At 43.0% G+C, this 17,587-nt stretch carries 20 protein-coding genes and 2 tRNA genes; 7 read left to right on the top strand and 15 right to left on the bottom strand.

Translation table 11 applies throughout. The features are described from left to right. Positions 1–16 precede the first annotated feature (16 nt). Positions 17–94, bottom strand: a tRNA-Tyr gene (locus PH_RS04720). A 91-nt stretch (positions 95–185) separates the two neighbouring features. Between PH_RS04720 and PH_RS04715 the strand changes: the two genes are divergently transcribed. Then, entirely contained in the window at positions 186–638 is a 453-nt protein-coding gene (locus PH_RS04715; protein WP_010885088.1) for an HIT family protein, read from the top strand. Beyond that, positions 547–1,614 carry an AI-2E family transporter gene (locus PH_RS04710; RefSeq protein WP_010885087.1) on the top strand — a complete coding sequence of 356 codons (1,068 nt, stop codon included), beginning with the start codon at positions 547–549 and terminating at the stop codon, positions 1,612–1,614. The genes PH_RS04715 and PH_RS04710 overlap by 92 nt, the downstream gene beginning before the upstream one ends. Here the strand turns inward: PH_RS04710 and PH_RS04705 are convergent. After that, positions 1,595–2,137, bottom strand: coding sequence for a nicotinamidase (locus tag PH_RS04705; RefSeq protein ID WP_010885086.1), 543 nt, complete (start codon positions 2,135–2,137; stop codon positions 1,595–1,597). The two genes, PH_RS04710 and PH_RS04705, sit on opposite strands and share 20 nt — an antisense overlap. 41 nt (positions 2,138–2,178) lie before the next feature. Then, complete coding sequence (locus PH_RS04700) at positions 2,179–3,303, bottom strand: TRM11 family SAM-dependent methyltransferase (RefSeq protein ID WP_010885085.1); 1,125 nt, start codon at positions 3,301–3,303, stop codon at positions 2,179–2,181. Between the two features lie 84 nt (positions 3,304–3,387). Here PH_RS04700 and PH_RS04695 point away from each other — a divergent pair, with 84 nt between their 5' ends. From PH_RS04695 to metG, 3 genes are all read left to right on the top strand, one after another. Next, entirely contained in the window at positions 3,388–4,377 is a 990-nt protein-coding gene (locus PH_RS04695; protein WP_010885084.1) for a hypothetical protein, read from the top strand. Beyond that, positions 4,377–5,228, top strand: a complete 852-nt coding sequence (locus PH_RS04690; RefSeq protein ID WP_052265091.1) for a helix-turn-helix transcriptional regulator — start codon at positions 4,377–4,379, stop codon at positions 5,226–5,228. The genes PH_RS04695 and PH_RS04690 overlap by 1 nt, the downstream gene beginning before the upstream one ends. Positions 5,229–5,302: 74 nt before the next feature. Continuing rightward, entirely contained in the window at positions 5,303–7,474 is a 2,172-nt protein-coding gene (metG, locus tag PH_RS04685) for a methionine--tRNA ligase (protein ID WP_010885082.1), read from the top strand. 47 nt (positions 7,475–7,521) lie between these two features. Here metG and cutA read toward each other — a convergent pair whose 3' ends face one another. The 7 genes from cutA to PH_RS04650 are packed head-to-tail and all read right to left on the bottom strand — an operon-like array spanning position 7,522 to position 12,495. Then, the gene (gene cutA, locus PH_RS04680) at positions 7,522–7,830 is read right to left on the bottom strand and encodes a divalent-cation tolerance protein CutA (RefSeq protein ID WP_010885081.1); all 309 of its coding nucleotides are present in this window, start codon (positions 7,828–7,830) and stop codon (positions 7,522–7,524) included. Further along, complete coding sequence (locus tag PH_RS04675; RefSeq protein WP_048053273.1) at positions 7,827–8,984, bottom strand: 60S ribosomal export protein NMD3; 1,158 nt, start codon at positions 8,982–8,984, stop codon at positions 7,827–7,829. Before PH_RS04675 ends, cutA begins: the two co-directional genes overlap by 4 nt. A gap of 5 nt (positions 8,985–8,989) precedes the next feature. Further along, positions 8,990–9,298, bottom strand: coding sequence for a DUF424 domain-containing protein (locus PH_RS04670; protein ID WP_010885079.1), 309 nt, complete (start codon positions 9,296–9,298; stop codon positions 8,990–8,992). A gap of 31 nt (positions 9,299–9,329) precedes the next feature. After that, positions 9,330–10,319, bottom strand: a complete 990-nt coding sequence (locus PH_RS04665) for a 5-oxoprolinase/urea amidolyase family protein (protein WP_048053272.1) — start codon at positions 10,317–10,319, stop codon at positions 9,330–9,332. Then, complete coding sequence (pxpB, locus tag PH_RS04660) at positions 10,316–10,993, bottom strand: 5-oxoprolinase subunit PxpB (RefSeq protein ID WP_010885077.1); 678 nt, start codon at positions 10,991–10,993, stop codon at positions 10,316–10,318. Before pxpB ends, PH_RS04665 begins: the two co-directional genes overlap by 4 nt. Positions 10,994–10,999: 6 nt before the next feature. Then, positions 11,000–11,767 (bottom strand): LamB/YcsF family protein, encoded by a 768-nt coding sequence (locus PH_RS04655; RefSeq protein ID WP_010885076.1) that lies wholly within the window; start codon positions 11,765–11,767, stop codon positions 11,000–11,002. Between the two features lie 11 nt (positions 11,768–11,778). Continuing rightward, positions 11,779–12,495 carry a maleate cis-trans isomerase family protein gene (locus PH_RS04650; RefSeq protein ID WP_010885075.1) on the bottom strand — a complete coding sequence of 239 codons (717 nt, stop codon included), beginning with the start codon at positions 12,493–12,495 and terminating at the stop codon, positions 11,779–11,781. Between the two features lie 206 nt (positions 12,496–12,701). Between PH_RS04650 and PH_RS04645 the strand changes: the two genes are divergently transcribed. Next, positions 12,702–13,208: a DUF2250 domain-containing protein gene (locus PH_RS04645; RefSeq protein ID WP_010885074.1), complete on the top strand. Its 507-nt coding sequence runs from the start codon at positions 12,702–12,704 to the stop codon at positions 13,206–13,208. A gap of 408 nt (positions 13,209–13,616) precedes the next feature. On the opposite strand, the gene PH_RS04640 is transcribed toward PH_RS04645, so the two are convergent. The 4 genes from PH_RS04640 to PH_RS04625 all read right to left on the bottom strand — a co-directional run bounded on the left by PH_RS04640 (position 13,617) and on the right by PH_RS04625 (position 16,498). Next, positions 13,617–13,704, bottom strand: a tRNA-Leu gene (locus PH_RS04640). 43 nt (positions 13,705–13,747) lie between these two features. Further along, the gene (locus tag PH_RS04635) at positions 13,748–14,641 is read right to left on the bottom strand and encodes a P-loop NTPase (protein ID WP_048053271.1); all 894 of its coding nucleotides are present in this window, start codon (positions 14,639–14,641) and stop codon (positions 13,748–13,750) included. A gap of 5 nt (positions 14,642–14,646) precedes the next feature. After that, positions 14,647–15,507, bottom strand: coding sequence for a P-loop NTPase (locus PH_RS04630; protein WP_010885072.1), 861 nt, complete (start codon positions 15,505–15,507; stop codon positions 14,647–14,649). Between the two features lie 61 nt (positions 15,508–15,568). Then, a complete protein-coding gene (locus PH_RS04625) occupies positions 15,569–16,498 on the bottom strand; it encodes a radical SAM protein (protein WP_010885071.1) in 930 nt (309 codons plus the stop codon). 62 nt (positions 16,499–16,560) lie between these two features. On the opposite strand from PH_RS04625, the gene mobA reads away from it, so the two are divergent. Next, the gene (gene mobA / locus PH_RS04620) at positions 16,561–17,139 is read left to right on the top strand and encodes a molybdenum cofactor guanylyltransferase MobA (RefSeq protein ID WP_010885070.1); all 579 of its coding nucleotides are present in this window, start codon (positions 16,561–16,563) and stop codon (positions 17,137–17,139) included. On the opposite strand, the gene hycI is transcribed toward mobA, so the two are convergent. After that, positions 17,122–17,565, bottom strand: a complete 444-nt coding sequence (gene hycI / locus PH_RS04615; protein ID WP_010885069.1) for a hydrogenase maturation peptidase HycI — start codon at positions 17,563–17,565, stop codon at positions 17,122–17,124. The genes mobA and hycI overlap by 18 nt on opposite strands. Positions 17,566–17,587: the final 22 nt, after the last annotated feature.

Raw genomic sequence — 17,587 nt, 5'->3', positions numbered from 1 at the left:
GTTGTGAGAATTCTGGTGGTCCCGCGGCCCGGATTTGAACCGGGGACCTGCGGATCTACAGTCCGCCGCCACTCCCAGGCTAGGCTACCGCGGGACCCTACAGGTAATCCCAAAATCATCTCACTAAATGTGGGTTTATAAAGTTTTCGCGAGGAGTTTTAAACAAGGATAGCGAAATTTGCTTTATGAAATGTCCATTCTGCAACCCAATTAAGGAGAATATCCTATATGAGGATGACACAATAAGGATACTACTAGATAACTATCCGGCCAATCCTGGCCACCTGCTCATTGTCCCAAGAAGGCATGTCACAAAACTTGAAGAGCTCTCCGAGGGAGAAAAAGCAAGCTTATTAAGGGGAATTGAAATTGCAATTGAGGCACTAAAGAAAACGTTGAACCCTGATGGTTTCAACGTTGGGATTAATATAGGAAAAGCCGCAGGTCAAACCGTGGAGCATTTACACATTCACGTCATTCCGAGGTTTAATAATGATTGTAAATATCCTAAGGGAGGTATAAGGAAAGCGGTTCTAGATGTAAAGGATGAGAACTTGGAAGATGAGGAAAGATGGACAAAGAATAGACTACCTAGGGAGAAAGTGGAGGAACTTAGGAGGGCCCTTCATGGAGGTTAGCAGGGTAGTCACATGGATCATTATAATAACATTAGTCGCGCTGGCCATAAAGACTATATTACCCTTCTTCTCTCCATTATTCTTTGCATTCATAACTGCATATGCTCTCTATCCTCTCCATATTAAGCTTAAAGAGAGGATAGGATCTAAAAATTCCGCGATCCTCTTAACGCTGTTCTTATTGCTAGGTGCTTTAATGATCCTCCTGATCCTCGTGTACACCTTAACCCCGGTTATTGGTCAGGCCTACGATTACCTAACGAACCTGGAGAAGATTAAGATTAATATTCCCCTAGTCCCTAAGTCTGTGATATCATCCCTTGAGGGGGTTATAGATGAGTTCATTGAGAGGGGAAAGGGATATTTGGTTTCGCTTACATTTTCAGTCCCAAAGTATCTACTTCAGGTTATAGTCTATCTAACCTTCGTTTACTTCTTCCTGGTCAAGGAAAAGGAAGCTAGAGAATTAATAACCTTTGAGGATGAGAAGTTAATTAGAATAATAGAAAGAGGGAATTTAACCCTTCAGGCCCTTATAAGGGTATGGTTGCTCCTAAACATTGTGAAGGGTATTTTAATGACCCTCGGATTCTTAATTTTTAAGGTATCTAACCTACCCACAGCAATTTTAGCGGGTTTATTAACAGTTTTATTCTCTTTCATTCCACTCTTCGAGGGTTGGATGATATGGCTAGCTGGAGCGTTCTATCTAGTTAAGCAGGGGCACATAATAGCGGGAATAGGGCTAGCAGTTTATGGATTCACCCTTGTTTCTCCCCTCCCTGACTTTACGATAAGACCAAAGCTAGTTGCAAGAGAGGCAGAGTTCAACGATGTGCTTGTACTAATTGGAATGATAGGGGGAACGTGGGGATTGGGATTAAAGGGATTGATAATCGGGCCCATAGTACTGAATGTGGCAATAGAAATGTTAAGGGAATGGAAAAACGTTCAGGCTAAAACTGAACGATCTTAATCCCTCTAGATTTCATCTCCTCAAGGGCTCTCTCCTCGTCTTCAGGTTTGATTCCCTTTACTGCATCCCTTAAGAGGTAGACTTCAAACCCATGCTTAAGAGCGTCTAAGGCCGTTGCCCTGACGCAGTACTCCGTAGCAACACCACAGATATAAACTCTCTTAACTCCATTCCCTCTTAGAATTTTCGCAAGATCTGTACCTTCAAAGCCAGAATATGCTTCTTTATCTGGCTCTGTAGCTTTCGAAATGATCACGGCATCTTCCGGTAAATCTACCACGAACTCTGCACCAGGAGTGTTTTGAACGCAATGCCTGGGCCAGGGGCCTCCCCTCTCCCTAAAGCTTATGTGATTTTCAGGATGCCAATCCCTTGTGGCCACTATTAAAGCTCCCTTTTCCTTAAACTTCCTTATGTACTCGTTAACCTTTGGAATTATCTTATCTCCCTCAGGAACCGGAAGAGCTCCTCCAGGCATGAAATCTCTCTGCATATCAACAACTATTAAGGCTTCTTCAGGCATAGAGATCCCCAGGATAACTAGAGCTTCTCGAATTTTTAGCTTTATCGAATGAACTTAATAACGTGGATATCCCTCACTATCCTATGCTCCTCTTCTCCCTCGCTCACCCTGTAAAGAACCTTAAATCCAAGCTCCTCCAGCCACGGCCTATTCCTTCTATATACTTCTCCATTGGATAAGCTAAAAGCTGGGAACACGAAAACGATAATTGAACCCCTCTTAAGTACATCGGCAAAGCTTTCGAACGCTTGATAATATAACCTGTCTAACCCCTTAGCAATTTTAATGGCTTCACCTCTACTCGGCTTATACTTGAGAGGTTTTCCCATGTAAGGTTCCGTTATTATTGCATCAAACCTTGTCCTAGGAAAACATTTTCTTAGCCTTCTAACGTCGCAAACCTTAAGTACTGGATACTTCCTAATCCTAAACTCTTTCCTCAACCAATCTATGTTCTTCTTGGCATCCCTCACCCTACCCTCTTCTATATCAGTTCCATACGCATTCAATCCTTGAAGCGTAAGTTCCATAACTATCGTTCCCGTCCCGCAAAAAGGATCTAGAACGTTTCCCCTTCTAATCTCGGAGAGGTTTACCATAACCCTAGCGAGCCTGGGAGGAATTGAAATGGTAGGCCTTACGACCGGCCTCTCTACATCCAACTTTTTAAGCTCAAACGGATCGGTAACCCTAACCGTCTCACCAACTAGGACTTTATCGTCCACGAAGAGAAGAACTACATCCTTAACTTTTGGGAACCCCTTTAGAATTAGCTCACTTGGCATTGCATACGTATTGGCCGGCTTAAAGAATTTTGCAGAGTCCTTCTCCTTAAATACTTCCTTTATCATGGAGCCAAATCTTCTCCATTCCTTCCAATCAACTCTCCTTCCATATACGCTAACCGTAAATAGTTTCGAGTACTCAAGATCCCGAATACTATCAACCCCTTCCCCTATAAGTCTTACAAGTTTCAACGATCCTCCAATCCATCTGAAGTATTTTTCAATGTCTTCTTTTGCCTGTATAATAGCAAAGCTTTTATTCGATCCATAAATTCGCTCCTCTAAAATTCTAACCCCAAGCCTAAACCTTCTAGAAAAGGCTTTAAGCTCAACTAAACTCAGCTCTGGGTTTTTACCCAGGATAACTGCATATTTTTCCATGGAAGGTAGTGTCGATCTTTGGTTTAAAAAAGTTCTCAAGAATCAAAATATTTAAAGAGGTTCTTTCAAAGCTTAGAAATTGACATGAAAACTCCAATAAAAAAGGTAATCCTGGCTATAATACTCACTATTGCTATCCTAACTCCAACGCTTGCAAACTCCCACATCTATGATGTTAATGGGTTAGTTAAGATTCTTGAAAATTCAATAGAGATATGCAAAATCCTGGGATATGATGATGTTGCTAACCATCTCGAAGAGGAGAGCTCGAGAGTTGGAGAACTTTTATCGAGTGATAACATTGAAAAAGCATTTTCGTTAACATTTTCCTCTTCCAGAGAAGTCACCAACCTTGTAGAAAAGGAAAGAGTTGAACTACCCCCGGAGTTTGAGGTTAGGGGAGAGTTAGACAGGCTCGAATTTTACGTTTCAATTTTAAACGAAACTGGGCAAGATGTGGATCCCATAATTAAGGAAATAGATGAAGCTAGAAGTAGCCTCAAGAAGGGAGATTTGGACAAGGCAAGAAAACATATAAAGAATGGAGAAAAAAAGCTGAACTTATACATTCCAGAAAGATCATTTCAGGGCGAGCCCACAACTCTATTTAACTTACTCTTAAGGAAGTACAACGCAACGATAAAGTATGCCATTCAAGTTGGAGTAGCCTTGAATGAGAGTGAATATGCCAAGTTAGAAGAAAAAATCGAAAAAATTAAGGAAATAATGAAAAATGCAGAAAACTTAGCCGAGGAGAATAGAGATATAGAAGCTTTAGTTCTCCTCCAAGAAAACTTGGATACCCTTACATATTTGCAGGAGGAGCTCAATCATTACCATAGAGAGATCATCGAAAGGCTCTTCAGGGAGAATAGTAGATTGCTAATACTTAAATTAGAGATCGTAGCAAAGCAATATAAAGGGGGAAAGTTAAGAGAATTAGTTGACGTTGCTTCTTTTGATCTTGACCTCGCCAAGGAAGATCTAAGGCTTAACAGAACGGAAATTGCTTATCTTAGGGTGTTAAGGGCCAGCAAGATACTTGATTATGTAGCCAGGGAGGAGGGTAGGTGATGAATTTTATCAAGAAAGTGGGAGTGTCAATAATGTTCCTCACACTTTTCCTCAGCTTCACATCTGCTTATATCGTTGAGAACATGACAATTTTCGTTTGGAGAGATGGCTCGATAACCGTTAAAGAAGTGATATATCCGGAGGATTATGAAGTATTTATCAAGGTCCCTACCCTGGGAAAAGCTGAGGATATCTTAGTTATCTCTGACAACAGAACCCTGTTAGAATATGAATCCGATGGAAGCTTTGTAAAGATTGAGACACTTGATGTCAGGAGGGTAACGGTAATATACACGGTTAAGAACTACGTTAAAAGAGAGGGGGCCCTTTGGACTTTAAAATTTAACGTTACCCAAGCCCCAGTTAAAGTGATCCTTCCCCTAGAAGCAAGCGTGATCTCCATCTCGGATCTTCCAATAGCGTACTCAAATGATACCATTGTAATGGGGCCCGGGAACGTAACCATTTGCTACACCTTCAAATCCCTCCTCCCCAAAAAGGCCGGCATCTCTCACAGGGCTATAGCTGGAGCGATAATCCTCGTTGCTATTACTGCTGGCATTTTAGCATTAAAGGGAAGTAAAAGAGAGGAAAGGAAGTATTCAGAGGATAAGCTTAGAAAACTTGCTAAAGAGTACAATTTAAACGACGATGAGCTCAATGCTATAATATATTTAATAGAAAAAGGTGGAAAGTGCAGACAGGCAGAATTAAGGAAAGCCCTTAACCTTCCAAAGACTACAGTGTGGAGGATGATAAGGAGGCTTGAGCAGATGGGCCTCGTGAAACTGTATAAAGTCGGAAGGGAAAACTGGGTTGAGCTAGCAATTGATATGCAGAGATATGCATAATAGGAAAATGTTATAATAACTATCCGTAATGTTTAAAATTAGCGCTAACGTTGAAGAGTTGAGGGGGTGATAAAATGGTCAGATATATGGTCACCTCCGCATTACCCTATGCTAATGGACCGATTCATGCAGGCCACCTAGCAGGAGCATACCTTCCAGCGGATATCTTCGTTAGATACCTAAGGCTTAAAGGGGAGGATGTAGTTTTCATCTGCGGCACCGACGAACATGGAACACCCATATCATTTAGGGCCCTTAAAGAGGGGAGGAGCCCCAGGGAGATAGTTGATGAATTTCATGAGCACATAAAGATAACGTTTCAAAGGGCTAAGATAAGCTTTGATTTCTTTGGTAGAACGGAATTACCAATTCATTATAAGCTAAGCCAACAGTTTTTCCTGAAAGCTTACGAGAATGGTCACTTAGTAAAGAAGGTTACCAAGCAGGCCTATTGTGAGCATGATAAGATGTTCCTACCCGATAGATTCGTTATAGGGACATGCCCATTCTGTGGGGCCGAGAACCAGAGAGGAGATCAATGTGAAGTCTGTGGAAGACCTCTAACACCTGAGATACTTATAAATCCAAGGTGTGCCCTCTGCGGGAGGCCGATCTCATTCAGAGAATCGGCCCATTATTATATAAAAATGCAGGATTTCGCGGAGAAATTGAAAAGATGGATAGAGAATCAGCCCTGGAAGCCTAACGTAAAGAATATGGTTTTGAAGTGGATAGAGGAAGGGTTGGAAGAGAGGGCTATAACTAGAGACCTAAACTGGGGGATACCAGTACCTCTTGATGAAGAGGATATGAAGAATAAAGTTCTCTACGTGTGGTTTGAGGCTCCAATAGGATACATCTCAATAACCATGGAATACTTCAAGAGACTTGGAAAGCCAAATGAGTGGAAGAAATACTGGCTAAACATAGATAGTGAAACGAGAGTCATACATTTCATAGGAAAGGATAACATACCGTTCCATGCGATATTCTGGCCTGCCTTTCTCATGGCCTATGGAAAGTACAAGGATGAGGAAGTAGAGGCCGAGTGGAATCTACCGTATGATATTCCAGCTAATGAGTACCTAACCTTGGAAGGAAAGAAGTTCTCTACAAGCAGGAACTGGGCGATCTGGGTTCATGAGTTCCTTGATGTCTTCCCAGCGGATTATCTAAGATACTATTTGACAACCATAATGCCAGAAACTAGAGATTCAGACTTTAGCTTTGCCGAATTCAAGACTAGGATAAACGAGGAGCTCGTCAATAACTTAGGAAACTTCGTGCACAGGGCGATGACCTTTGTGAACAGGTACTTTGATGGGATAGTCCCAGAGAGGGGAGAACTCGATGAGCTAGATAGACAAGCCCTCGAAGAAATAGAAAAGGCATTTGAGGAAGTTGGAGAACTTATAATGAACTACCGGTTCAAAGACGCTCTTAAAAGGGTTATGGAGCTCGCATCATTCGGTAATAAGTACTTCGACCATAAACAACCCTGGAAGACTGCTAAAGAAGATAGGGCAAGGACGGGGACCACCGTTAACATATCACTCCAGATAGTTAAGGCCCTTGGGATACTACTCGAACCCTTCCTCCCGGATGCAAGCGAAAAGATATGGCATCTTCTCAACCTGGACGAAGTCAAGAAGTGGAAGTTCAAAGAGCTTCCAGCGGGCCATAGAGTGAGAAAAGCAGAGATACTCTTCAAGAAGGTTACAGATGAACAAATAATATACTTCATATTAAATTACATGGGGAGGAATAACCCAGAAGGAGCTAAAATGTTGCTTGAGAAGTATTACAAGAGGGAAGATGTGATTAAGGTTGCCAAAGAAAAGTTTGGAGAAGAGTCCAAAATCATCCTTAAGAGAATTTATAAGGATATTAAACTTGAAGAAGGGAAGGAGGAGAAGGAGATGGAGTACGTTAAGTTTGAGGACTTTGCAAAGCTCGACCTTAGGGTAGGGAAGATAATCGAGGTAAAGGATCATCCAAATGCAGACAAGCTATATATAGTTAAAGTTGACCTGGGGAAAGAAGTTAGAACTTTAGTGGCCGGGCTTAAGAAGTATTACAAGCCAGAAGAATTGCTCAACAAGTACGTCATTATTGTTGCAAACTTAGAGCCTAAAAAGCTTAGAGGGGTTGAAAGCCAGGGAATGCTCCTGGCCGCTGACGATGGCGAGAACGTTGCTTTACTGATGCCCGACAAAGAGGTTAAGTTGGGAGCAAAGGTTAGGTAATCAGACTTGGGAGAAACCTCATCACCGCTCAGGTGGCCCCGTACTCATCATTTTTTCGTCTCTTCAATTAACCATTTGAGGTAATCCTCGTTAACATCATCAACGTCAATCCTGATTATGGCCGGAACATCGTAAGGATGAAGCTCCTTTATCCTTTCCTTAAGTTCTTCCCACAGATCTTCCCTAGTTTTAAGGATAGCTCCAACTTCTTTATCTTCCTCGATCTTACCTTCCCACCAGTAAAAGGCCCTGTGCTCCCTTAAATTTGCGCATGCAATCAACCTCTCTTTTAAAAGAGTTTTCACAACTTTCTCAGCACTCTCCCAGTCCGGAAAAGTCGTGTAAACTATTATCATTCCTTCACCTCCTCCTTCACGTACATCCTCCCTTTAACTCTAACTACCGTATACACCTCACCTTCCTTAAGTTCATCTGTAGGCTTCTTAACCTCAAAAGTTTCGTAAGTTTCCATATCCATAAACTGAACTTCAGAGGGAGTTTTACTGACCAGCATAGCTTTCTTCTCTTCATAGTTCGCCAAATCCACCCTCTCCCTCTTTATAGTCTTCCAGTCGTAGTGCTCACTCTTCCAAGTTTCAAGGTTCTTTAATCTCATCCCTTTTCCATTAACCTCTTCAACCTCGTAAACCCTTCCATACCTATCCTCCACGACGTCACCTTTCCTGAACTTTGGTAACCTAACCGTCACGCTAGTCCTGTAAACTTCCCTGCTTGTCTGTCTATCCATTCCAACCAGCTCATAGGCTTCACTTATCGTTCCACCGTATTTTTCCCTTATCGCATTTGCTAGCTTCCTAGCAGCACTCGTAGATCCCATGTAGAAGTCTATCCCTTCTTCCTTCTCTATAGTATCCTGGATGAAGCCCATCCTATCCCTCTTCATGATCTCATCTACCTTCTCCTGAACAAGTTTAGTTATTTCCTCTCTTTCCTCCTTCGTGAACTCCCTACCCTCAACCCTAACCTGGAGAATAGCCTCGTAATAACCTGCTAAGAACTTTTGGCATCTTGGACAGACTGTCTGCCTGACATATACTGTAACAGTAGTCCTCTCATCGTGAGGTTCCACCTGAAGCTCATGTATTCTAGCCTTGGATCTAACCTCATAGATGACTATAGCTGGGAAGTACTCTATGTGATAATCGACCACCCTATAGGCTACGAAGGCTTTCCCCACTGGTATCTCCGATATCTCATCAAGCTCTTCCCAGTTAACAACTTCAAAGTCCTTAACCTTTAAGTTATCCTCCAAGGCCTCTAAGAGGGCATTCTCCGCAACTTCAAATATTAAAGCTTCAAGCTCATAATTCTTAGGATCTACCCAGACCCCCCTCTTCTTATAGCTTCCACAGTTTTGACAGAGCTCTGTATTTATCTCAGAGGGAAGCAAGAGGACAGGATTCTCCTTCCTAAAGCAGACTTGACAGAGCCCATTTATTAATGGACCTCCCTCTTCCTCGCTTATCCCGCACCTATAGCAGAACCTCATATCCCTCACCACATCATCTTCGCCATTTGAGCATGGGGCACACCCTGAATTCTTAAAACCCTACCCTCATCTATGTAGCCCAGCTCAATGGCCTTCTTTATAACCCTCTCACCAGTTAAATTTGCTATCGTTGCTTCCTCAAGAAATTTCCCTAGGGATTCAACATCAACTAATTCACCCTTGTAAAACCTTTCCTTGACTTCTAATTTAAGCTCTCCTTCTCGAAAGGTTTTACCCAGCAACTCCTCATCGCAAGCTGCCAACAGCACTTCTCCCTGGACTCTATAGATTTTAACATATATCTTCCCACTCATCTCGACTTTGCTTAGTCTTATCCCTTTTAAGTTATTCGTCGGTGTATGCAAAAATCAATCCTTCAAAATCCTTGATCTTGATCCTGAACAGGTTACCTTCGGCAGTTAAGGCCTTTCTTAGAGCTTTCATAGTTCTTTCCCTAGCCTTTAAAAGCTCCTGAGCTTCTTTCACGCTAATTTCCCTAAACTTCACTTTCTCCCCAGGCCTCTTCTGAGCGATCGCTGGGAGATCAACCTTGGAGACCACAGCTATCTTAGCGTAACCCCCGGTGGTTTGAGCATCCGCGAGCATCACAATAGGTTTCCCATTAGCTGGAACTTGAATCGAGCCCAAGGGGATTGCTTCGGTTATTATATCAGCACCCTTATCGGAATGCTCTATCCTGGGACCATCCAAACGATAACCCATCCTGTCGGATTCTTTCGTTACAACGTACTCGGATATTAAGAAAGTCTCGATACCATTCCTAGTGAAGTTCTCAAGGTTCGGGCCAAGAATTACCCTTATCTCTTTTCCATACTTTGGAATGAACTCTTCAGGTAAGGATTTCCCAACCTTTTCCGTTAAGATTGCGTAACCTAGCTTAAGCTTATCTCCTGGCTTTAAAGGTTTCCCAAAATTAGCCCTTAAATAAGTTGAGCAACTTCCAAGTATCCTATCACACTCTATTCCACCGGCAAAGGCTATGTACCCATACATACCTGATTTCAGCATTCCAACCCTTAAGATGTCTCCCCTTTTAGCCCAATAGCTTCTCCAAGGCTCTATTTTGACATCGTTAAGGTAAACGTCTACATCCCCAGCTACCGCGAATACTGCTGAAGAATTAAACCTTATCGTAGGCCCCACTAACGTGAACTCAAGCAGTGGAGAATCATCAGGATTACCAACGAGATAATTTGCAAGCCTTGCAGAGACTTCATCCATGACCCCAGACTTAGGAACACCGTACTTTAGATACCCCCTCCTCCCTAGATCCTGAATTAAAAGGGGAGAAGGAGCTGATATTATTTCTATCATTCCCATTCCCTCCCATATATTTCCCAGAACTCCTTTTCATCTATTGGAACGAACTTCACATAGTCCCCAGGAAGAACTATGCTCGGGGGAACTTTCCCTGGGTTAAAGGTTCTCAAAGGAATCCTTCCGATTATCCTCCATCCTCCTGGGCTCTCTATTGCATACCATCCGGTCTGCTTTCCAGCTATTCCAACGCTTCCTGCTGGAACCTTCAAGCGGGGCTTCTCAAGCCTTGGCGTTGCTATCCTCTCATCCATACCCCCAAGATAAGCAAAGCCAGGAAGGAAACCCAGGAAGTAGACCCTGTAAAGTGGTTTTGAGTGGATCTCAATTACATCATCAACGCTCAACCCGTTATATTGAGCTACGAACTCTATATCTGGGCCGAACTCACCGCCATATGCAACTGGAATCTCAATGGTCTTTCCCTTTATCCTCTCAACTTCTCGAGCTGATATCCTCTTTAAGTATGATTCAACCTCTTCGTAGCTAGCTTTTAATGGATCATAAATCACGAGGAGGGAGGAGTACGCTGGAACTAATTCAACTAGCCATTCTGGTGACTCTTTTTCTATAGCTTTTGCGAGAGAGTGAACCCTATCGTTTATCTCTTCGCTTATTTCATCTCCAAAAGAAATTAAAAAGGCAGAGTCTCCGGCCGGCTTTATTATCATTGGACTTCACCTAATGAATTCCTTCATCGGAACTATCTTAACTCCCTCCTCTTCCAGAACTTTCCTTATGTAGGATGTTATCTCTACAGCTTTTGGATTGTCCCCGTGAACGCATATCGTGTCAACCTTAAGATCCACCCACTCTCCATTTATCGCTCTAATTCCCCCATCTTTAACCATTGAAATTACCCTTTCAGCTATCTCTTCCTTATCCTCTATAACGGCCCCTGGTCTTCCCCTGGGAACTAGGGTACCGTCTGGATTGTAGGCCCTATCAGCGAACACTTCGTGGGCTACCTTAAGCCCCATCTCCTCAGCAATATCTGCTACTCTAGAATTAGAGAGCGTTACGAGGATTAGATCCTTATCAAAATCGAGTATTCCCTCTATAACAGCTCTAGCTAAGTCTTCCTCCTTGACCATGGCATTATATAGTGCCCCATGGGGCTTGACGTGTTGCAACTCGAGCCCCTCAGCTTTGGCAAATGCATACAATGCACCGACTTGATAAAGGATGTAGTTCCTAGCTTCTTCCGGGGTCAGCTTCATATACCTCCTCCCGAAGCCCATTAAGTCGGGATATCCTGGGTGTGCTCCAACTTGAACATCATTCTCCTTGGCTAGTCTAACTGTTTTCCTCATAACTAGGGGATCCCCAGCATGCCAACCACAAGCCACGTTCGCCGAGGTGATGTACTTCATTACTTCTTCATCTAAACCAAGCTTGTACCTTCCAAAACTTTCACCGAGGTCTGAATTCAGATCAACCCTCATACTTATCCCCCTTACAGTTTCTCTTTTAAGAGCGTTCCATACATATCATACTTCTCCTTAACTTTCATAGTTTTAAGTGCGTACCACATGGTAGCTTGATTGCTCGTAACCACGGGTACTCCAAGCTCAACTTCAAGCTTGTCTATAATTTCAATTGTTCTAAAGTTCGTGCAACTAATAAACAATCCATCTGCTTCGGGAGTGTAAACCTCCAAAGCTAACTTATAAGCAACCCATGGTTCTTGTCTTCCTATCTCAGTATTCTTGACTATTCCTAACCCCTTAATCCTTAGCACCTCAATTCCATTTGCTTCGAGGAATTCTTTCTCCCTTTCATTCACGGAATCTATGTATGGAGTCGCTACAACAACCTTTTGGATATCCAAGGTATTTAGGGCATTTAAAACAGCGGTGGAAGTCGTTATCGTTTTAATTCCTGAAGCCTCTTCAAGGTTCTTTGCTATCTCCTTGTCATACCCCTTCCCCTTAATTAGACTCCCCGACGTGCAACCGTAGACTATTACATCAACCTCAGCATCCGCAAGCTCAAGTGCTGCATCCTTGGCGTGTCTCTCCATCTCAAGTAGACTTTCCTCGGTAACCTCCCTCAGCCTCATTCTTGCGGTGTGTATTGACACTCCCTCAGGGGCCATCTTCCAAAATTCAGGCTCCATTGTTGTATTAGAGGATGGGACTATCAATCCTATCCTTCTCCTCCACCCGTACACTTTTCATCCCTCACATAAGTCCTAGAGCCTTTAATATTAGTCTTATTCTTAGTATGGTTGCCGCAATGACAGCAATTTCACCAAGAACGTTGCCAACAATAATGTGAAATAGAAAAACTCGAACATAGATGATTCTGAGATTTCCACTGTTACCTACCAACGTTTATAAGAAAGGAAAGTAGAGAATTTGAAGATGAGGGGAAAATATGGGAAGAGAGCATTATCAAAAACTTAAACTTCTTCCAATTCACCTTTATATCTTAGTTCATCTAAAGAAAGCTAGTGTGGACTATGCCAAGATGATGGCAAGGATGAGTAAACTACCTCTTCCCCTCATTGAGGATGCTATAAAGGATCTCATTGAAATTGGATTAATAGAGCGAGATTCAGGGAGCACAATAAAGAGGAGTAGAGCGAAGTTTAAGAAAGCTTTTGAAGTACACAAGCATCACACTTACTATCGCCTCTCGCGAGAGGGCGAGTTGTTCGTTAGGAAAATCAATGAGGAGTGGCTGGGAGAATATTTTAATAGGTTGATCCCCAATGGATGGGAAGTAATAAGGATTCTTAAAAGAGTAAAATCATTCAGCGAACTACCAGAGAAATTTAAGAGTGATGAGGTTAAGGATGAGCTAGTCCTTTATCACCTGATAACTCCAAACAGCAAAGTAACTAAATTTTTCAGGCTCCTTTGCGAATTCTTAGGAATTTAGACTTCCCGACGAATATGTCCCCATTCTTTAACAGGCTATTACTCAAATCCATAGCAAAGGATAATAAGCTAGCGCATAAGCACGCCTCCAGGAGGGCCTTCCATATATCCATCCCGGCCTCTGCCATGGTGGCAGATAGCTAAATAGCCCTCTACCTGGCCATGAACCCTAGGGAGCAAACCTTCAGCCCCTACCAAACCATCTTCTTCCTCTTCCCCATCCCCTTGGCATGAACGTCACTATTTGTGCATATGCACAAAAATCTTATAAATTTATTAAGCAGTTTTGGGTAATTTAGATGTTAGATGGGGGTTTAGTTAAGATATACAAGGTCTTCACTTTTACAATGCATATAAGGATCAAAAACAGGACTTCATAACAAAGAGAGTTGGTATAAGAAAATTTAAGTGGTGCGGGGGCGGGGATTTGAACCCCGGAACCCCTACGGGACGGGACCCTGAATCCCGCGCCTTTGACCAGGCTCGGCAACCCCCGCTCAAGACGATTTACAAATAAAGGAATTTATAAAAGTTTCGAGGTCAACCTTTGAGTATCTCCTCTTTTATTCTCTCAGCTATCCCTCTAATTGCTTCCGAAGCCTTTGAGTCGGGAAATGCCTCTACGAATGGCTTAAGCATAGACATGCTCCTGGGAATGGATGAGTCATATGGAACCTCACCCAGTATCGGAATCCCCTCGCTCTCGGCCCATTCCCTTAGCTTAGTGAATCCCGGATTTATGTCGGCTTTGTTTATTATTAAGTAAGCAGGTTCCCTAAAGTGTTGGACAACCTTGTAAACTCTCTGAACGTCGCTTAGGGAAGCTGGAGTTGGCTCAGCTATGAGTATTGCAACATCCGCACCCCCAACGCTCGCTATGACCTGACACCCTATTCCTGCTGCTGAATCAACGATCATATGCTCTAACCCCTCTTCCTTCATGATTTTACTGGCCCATTCCTTCTCCTCAGTGACGAGCTTTCCACTCTCAGGCTTTCCAACGTCAAGCTGAGCGGAGATTATTGGAAAGCCATACTTTGTTGTAGCTTTCCTTATTATTCCAGAGCGAACTTCCTCAAGAGTTATCGTCCCAGGAACTGGACAGACCAGCCCACAAACGTTGCATCCTTCACAGGTGAGCTCATTAACAACGTAGTTTCCTTCCTCATCAACGTATATGCATTCGTAGGGGCACCTCATTTGGCAAAGGCCACACCTTATACAACTCTCTGGGTTTATCCTAGCTATTTTAGCTCCAATATGTTCTCTCTCAATTTCCCATTCGGTTACTCCAAGTAGGAGACCTAGATTTGGAGCTTCGGCATCTGCATCTACAGCTATTAACTTGTACTCATCCTTCAACAGATACAGAAGGGAAGCCGTTATTGAACTCTTCCCAACGCCTCCTTTACCGCTCGCTATAACCACTTGCATTTTCATCACCTCAGGAATTCATAAACCTTCTCAGCGATCTCCCTAAATATTCCGGCCTCTGGGTAATCAGTAGTTACTATCGGCTTTCCAGCCACGTAAGTTTTCACTATGTTTTCGCTGTAAGGAATTTCCGCTATAACCTCAGCATTGTACTTCTTCGCTCTCCTATAAACTTCTTTTACATCCCCCAAGTCTGACCTGTTTATCACAATCCAAGTTTCTATCCTCATAAGCTCTCCAAGCTTAAGGATTAGCTCAGTGTCATGAATTCCCAGGGGAGTCGGTTCGGTAACAGCTATCAAAAGTTGAGAACCTTCAATGGCCTTCGAAACGGTATTTCCGGTACCAGCAGCAGTATCAACAATTAGGAGATCCCACTTAAGTTCCTTAGCCCTCCTCTTCGCGGCCACTACTAGGGGCATTGATCTTTCCTCTCCCTCTCTTAATTTTCCCGTGACGAGAGTAAAGCCATATGGAGTCAAGGTTTCATAAGTGTGTCCTATTAACCTGGAACCTTCCTCGATAGCTCCTGGAACCGGGCATACTATCTCACAGGCCCTGCAACCTGAACATAACGTGGGCATTAAGAACGGAGTTCCATCTCTAAGGGTGACTATCGCGTGCTCCTCACAAGCTTCAGCACACTTCCTGCACTTTATGCACTTGGAATAGTTAAACTTTGGCATGAACTGATGAACCTCCCTCTCGTTCTGAAGCTCAACTCCCAAGAGTAAGTGATCGTTTGGTGCTTCAACATCGAGATCGGCTAGTACAAGCTTGAACTTCTTTGCAAGCTCAACGGCAAGGTTTATTGCAACTGTAGATTTTCCCGTCCCTCCTTTTCCGCCGCTCACCGCTATCTGCATCCCTTCACCTCCTAGAATTAGGTTAGCCTAACGTTTTTAAACGTTGTGCATATGCACAATATCATCTGCTCCCAAGTTTCCTCATATAGAACTTCTTTCCGTTGTATTCGAGCTCTATCAGCTTTCCCTCTTTGATCATCTTCTCAACAACATCCCAGGATGCACCAGCTTTTCTAAGCAACTCCCTCACGGCTTCCTCCCGCATAGGATGAACCGCAGTTATGCTTAGCAAATCCTCCTCAACGTTCCCCGTGAATGCGAAGGCGTTTCCTTCATAACCTATGAGGTACTCAACCCTCTCTTCTCCCAGGGCCTCAGAGAAGAGTTGGTAAGCTTTATTTATAATAACTTCACTAGCAGGCTTCACCCAGCTTTCAGCTGGAGGCCTCGTCGGTATCGCTATGTAGGCTTTATCGGGCTTTAACTCCTTGAGAAAAGTTGCAATTTTCTCCAATTCTTCTCCATAATCTATATTTATGAGCATCGTCTCGGTAATTATCGTCCCCTTGAACTCTTTCCTGAAATCCAGCATTCCCTCAAGGATTTTCTCGAGGCTTAGGCTCTTGTGAGGCCTGTTTACCTTCCTCCAGATATCATCGCTTACAGCGTCAAGTTTAAGGGAGACAAGATCGAAGTTCATCAAATCCTCCCTAACATCTTCCCTCCATATCAAGGAGGAATTTGTTAGAATTGCTAGTTTAATGCCAAAATCCCTTAGCATTTCAGCTTCTTTACCTAGGTTAATGTCAAGAGTGGGTTCCCCATCTGGAACGAAGGTTATGTAATCTATTCTTTCACCGCTTTTCACTTTAGCAGAAACATCGTTGTATATCCTCTCAGGTTCGTAGAACTTCCTTCTTTCAACTTCCATCTTCAAGGTTTTACCTATCTGGCAGTAGACACAGGCGTAAGAACATATCTTTGCCGGAATGTTGTTAACCCCTAAGCTCCTCCCCAACCTCCTTGAAGGCACGGGACCGAAAGCTAACATATAATCACCACGATTAGGTAAGCCTAAATAAATTTAAAGCTTGACCAAACCAAAACAGAAATATGAAACTCATAGCAGCGGTGCTTGCTGGGGGTAAAAGTAGAAGGTTCGGAGAAGATAAGCTTCTATTTGAGATTAATGGGAAGCCCCTCATCCTTCACACCATTGACAGACTTGAGAAATGCAATTTAATTAAGAGGGTCGTCATAGTAGCATCCTCACATAACGAGAAAGTTATGAGAGAGTTCGGGTATGAGGTTATAGTAGATGAGCTTGAGATAGGACCTATCTCCGGTTTGTACTCTGCACTATCCCTGGGGGAAGTCCTTGTCGTCGGTGGGGATATGCCATCCTTAATTCCAGAATTCATTGATTATATAATTAAAGAATTCAATAATTCAAGGAAAATTGCATGCGTGCCAAGATGGAGCAATGGGTACCTAGAACCACTACATGCAGCGTACTCCAGGGAGTTCAGGGAAATTCTGGGAGAGAGAATAAGAAAGGGGAAGTACAAGCTTGGAGATGCTATAAGGGAGATACCTAACGTTTGCTACATTAGCATTGAGAAACTGCCCGTGGAGTGGAGGGAGAGCTTCTTCAATGTTAACAGGAAAGAGGATCTACACATAATTACCTAATAATCTAACTATGTAATTAGTTGCCCTCTCAGCAGCAGCCTTTACCTCTTCACTAACCACTCCAAGGAACTCAACATTCCTGGGCTGGCAACCTAGAAGTAAAACCTTGGCCCTAGTATTCTCCCTTATGAATTTAGTTAGAACCTTTAGGGGTAAGCTATGAGTAGAGAAAGCTTCTCCCAAGGTCTCCTCTGGATCGACGATTACTAGCTCACCTGGCTTTCCTCCGAAGTGAACCGCATCAACAAGTATAACCAAATCGGGATCTGCATCAATTATTTTTCCAATGTAATTTTCAGGAACGTTACCGCAGTTTATGAGGAGAGCTTCATCCCTAATTTTACCCTTAAGCATTTCATATACAAGAATTCCAAAAGCGTCATCACCTTTGAGTTCATTTCCAATACAGCAGATTACGACCTTCATCGCCCATAAGAGATAGATAAGG

It is taken from the genome of Pyrococcus horikoshii OT3 (assembly GCF_000011105.1).
Taxonomy (GTDB): Archaea; Methanobacteriota_B; Thermococci; order Thermococcales; family Thermococcaceae; genus Pyrococcus; species Pyrococcus horikoshii.
The sequence above is the reverse complement of the archived record's forward strand: the minus strand, read 5'-3'. Positions and strand labels throughout refer to the sequence as shown.

Coding starts and splice junctions, on each gene's coding strand:
- PH_RS04665 (WP_048053272.1), bottom strand. CDS start 10,319: ATGATAGAAATAATATCAGCTCCTTCTCCCCTTTTAATTCAGGATCTA.
- PH_RS04695 (WP_010885084.1), top strand. CDS start 3,388: ATGAAAACTCCAATAAAAAAGGTAATCCTGGCTATAATACTCACTATT.
- PH_RS04635 (WP_048053271.1), bottom strand. CDS start 14,641: ATGCAAGTGGTTATAGCGAGCGGTAAAGGAGGCGTTGGGAAGAGTTCA.
- cutA (WP_010885081.1), bottom strand. CDS start 7,830: ATGATAATAGTTTACACGACTTTTCCGGACTGGGAGAGTGCTGAGAAA.
- PH_RS04645 (WP_010885074.1), top strand. CDS start 12,702: ATGGGAAGAGAGCATTATCAAAAACTTAAACTTCTTCCAATTCACCTT.
- PH_RS04670 (WP_010885079.1), bottom strand. CDS start 9,298: ATGAGTGGGAAGATATATGTTAAAATCTATAGAGTCCAGGGAGAAGTG.
- PH_RS04675 (WP_048053273.1), bottom strand. CDS start 8,984: ATGAGGTTCTGCTATAGGTGCGGGATAAGCGAGGAAGAGGGAGGTCCA.
- mobA (WP_010885070.1), top strand. CDS start 16,561: ATGAAACTCATAGCAGCGGTGCTTGCTGGGGGTAAAAGTAGAAGGTTC.
- metG (WP_010885082.1), top strand. CDS start 5,303: ATGGTCAGATATATGGTCACCTCCGCATTACCCTATGCTAATGGACCG.
- PH_RS04715 (WP_010885088.1), top strand. CDS start 186: ATGAAATGTCCATTCTGCAACCCAATTAAGGAGAATATCCTATATGAG.
- PH_RS04630 (WP_010885072.1), bottom strand. CDS start 15,507: ATGCAGATAGCGGTGAGCGGCGGAAAAGGAGGGACGGGAAAATCTACA.
- PH_RS04690 (WP_052265091.1), top strand. CDS start 4,377: ATGAATTTTATCAAGAAAGTGGGAGTGTCAATAATGTTCCTCACACTT.
- PH_RS04705 (WP_010885086.1), bottom strand. CDS start 2,137: ATGCCTGAAGAAGCCTTAATAGTTGTTGATATGCAGAGAGATTTCATG.
- PH_RS04700 (WP_010885085.1), bottom strand. CDS start 3,303: ATGGAAAAATATGCAGTTATCCTGGGTAAAAACCCAGAGCTGAGTTTA.
- PH_RS04710 (WP_010885087.1), top strand. CDS start 547: ATGAGAACTTGGAAGATGAGGAAAGATGGACAAAGAATAGACTACCTA.
- pxpB (WP_010885077.1), bottom strand. CDS start 10,993: ATGATAATAAAGCCGGCCGGAGACTCTGCCTTTTTAATTTCTTTTGGA.
- PH_RS04625 (WP_010885071.1), bottom strand. CDS start 16,498: ATGTTAGCTTTCGGTCCCGTGCCTTCAAGGAGGTTGGGGAGGAGCTTA.
- hycI (WP_010885069.1), bottom strand. CDS start 17,565: ATGAAGGTCGTAATCTGCTGTATTGGAAATGAACTCAAAGGTGATGAC.
- PH_RS04655 (WP_010885076.1), bottom strand. CDS start 11,767: ATGAGGGTTGATCTGAATTCAGACCTCGGTGAAAGTTTTGGAAGGTAC.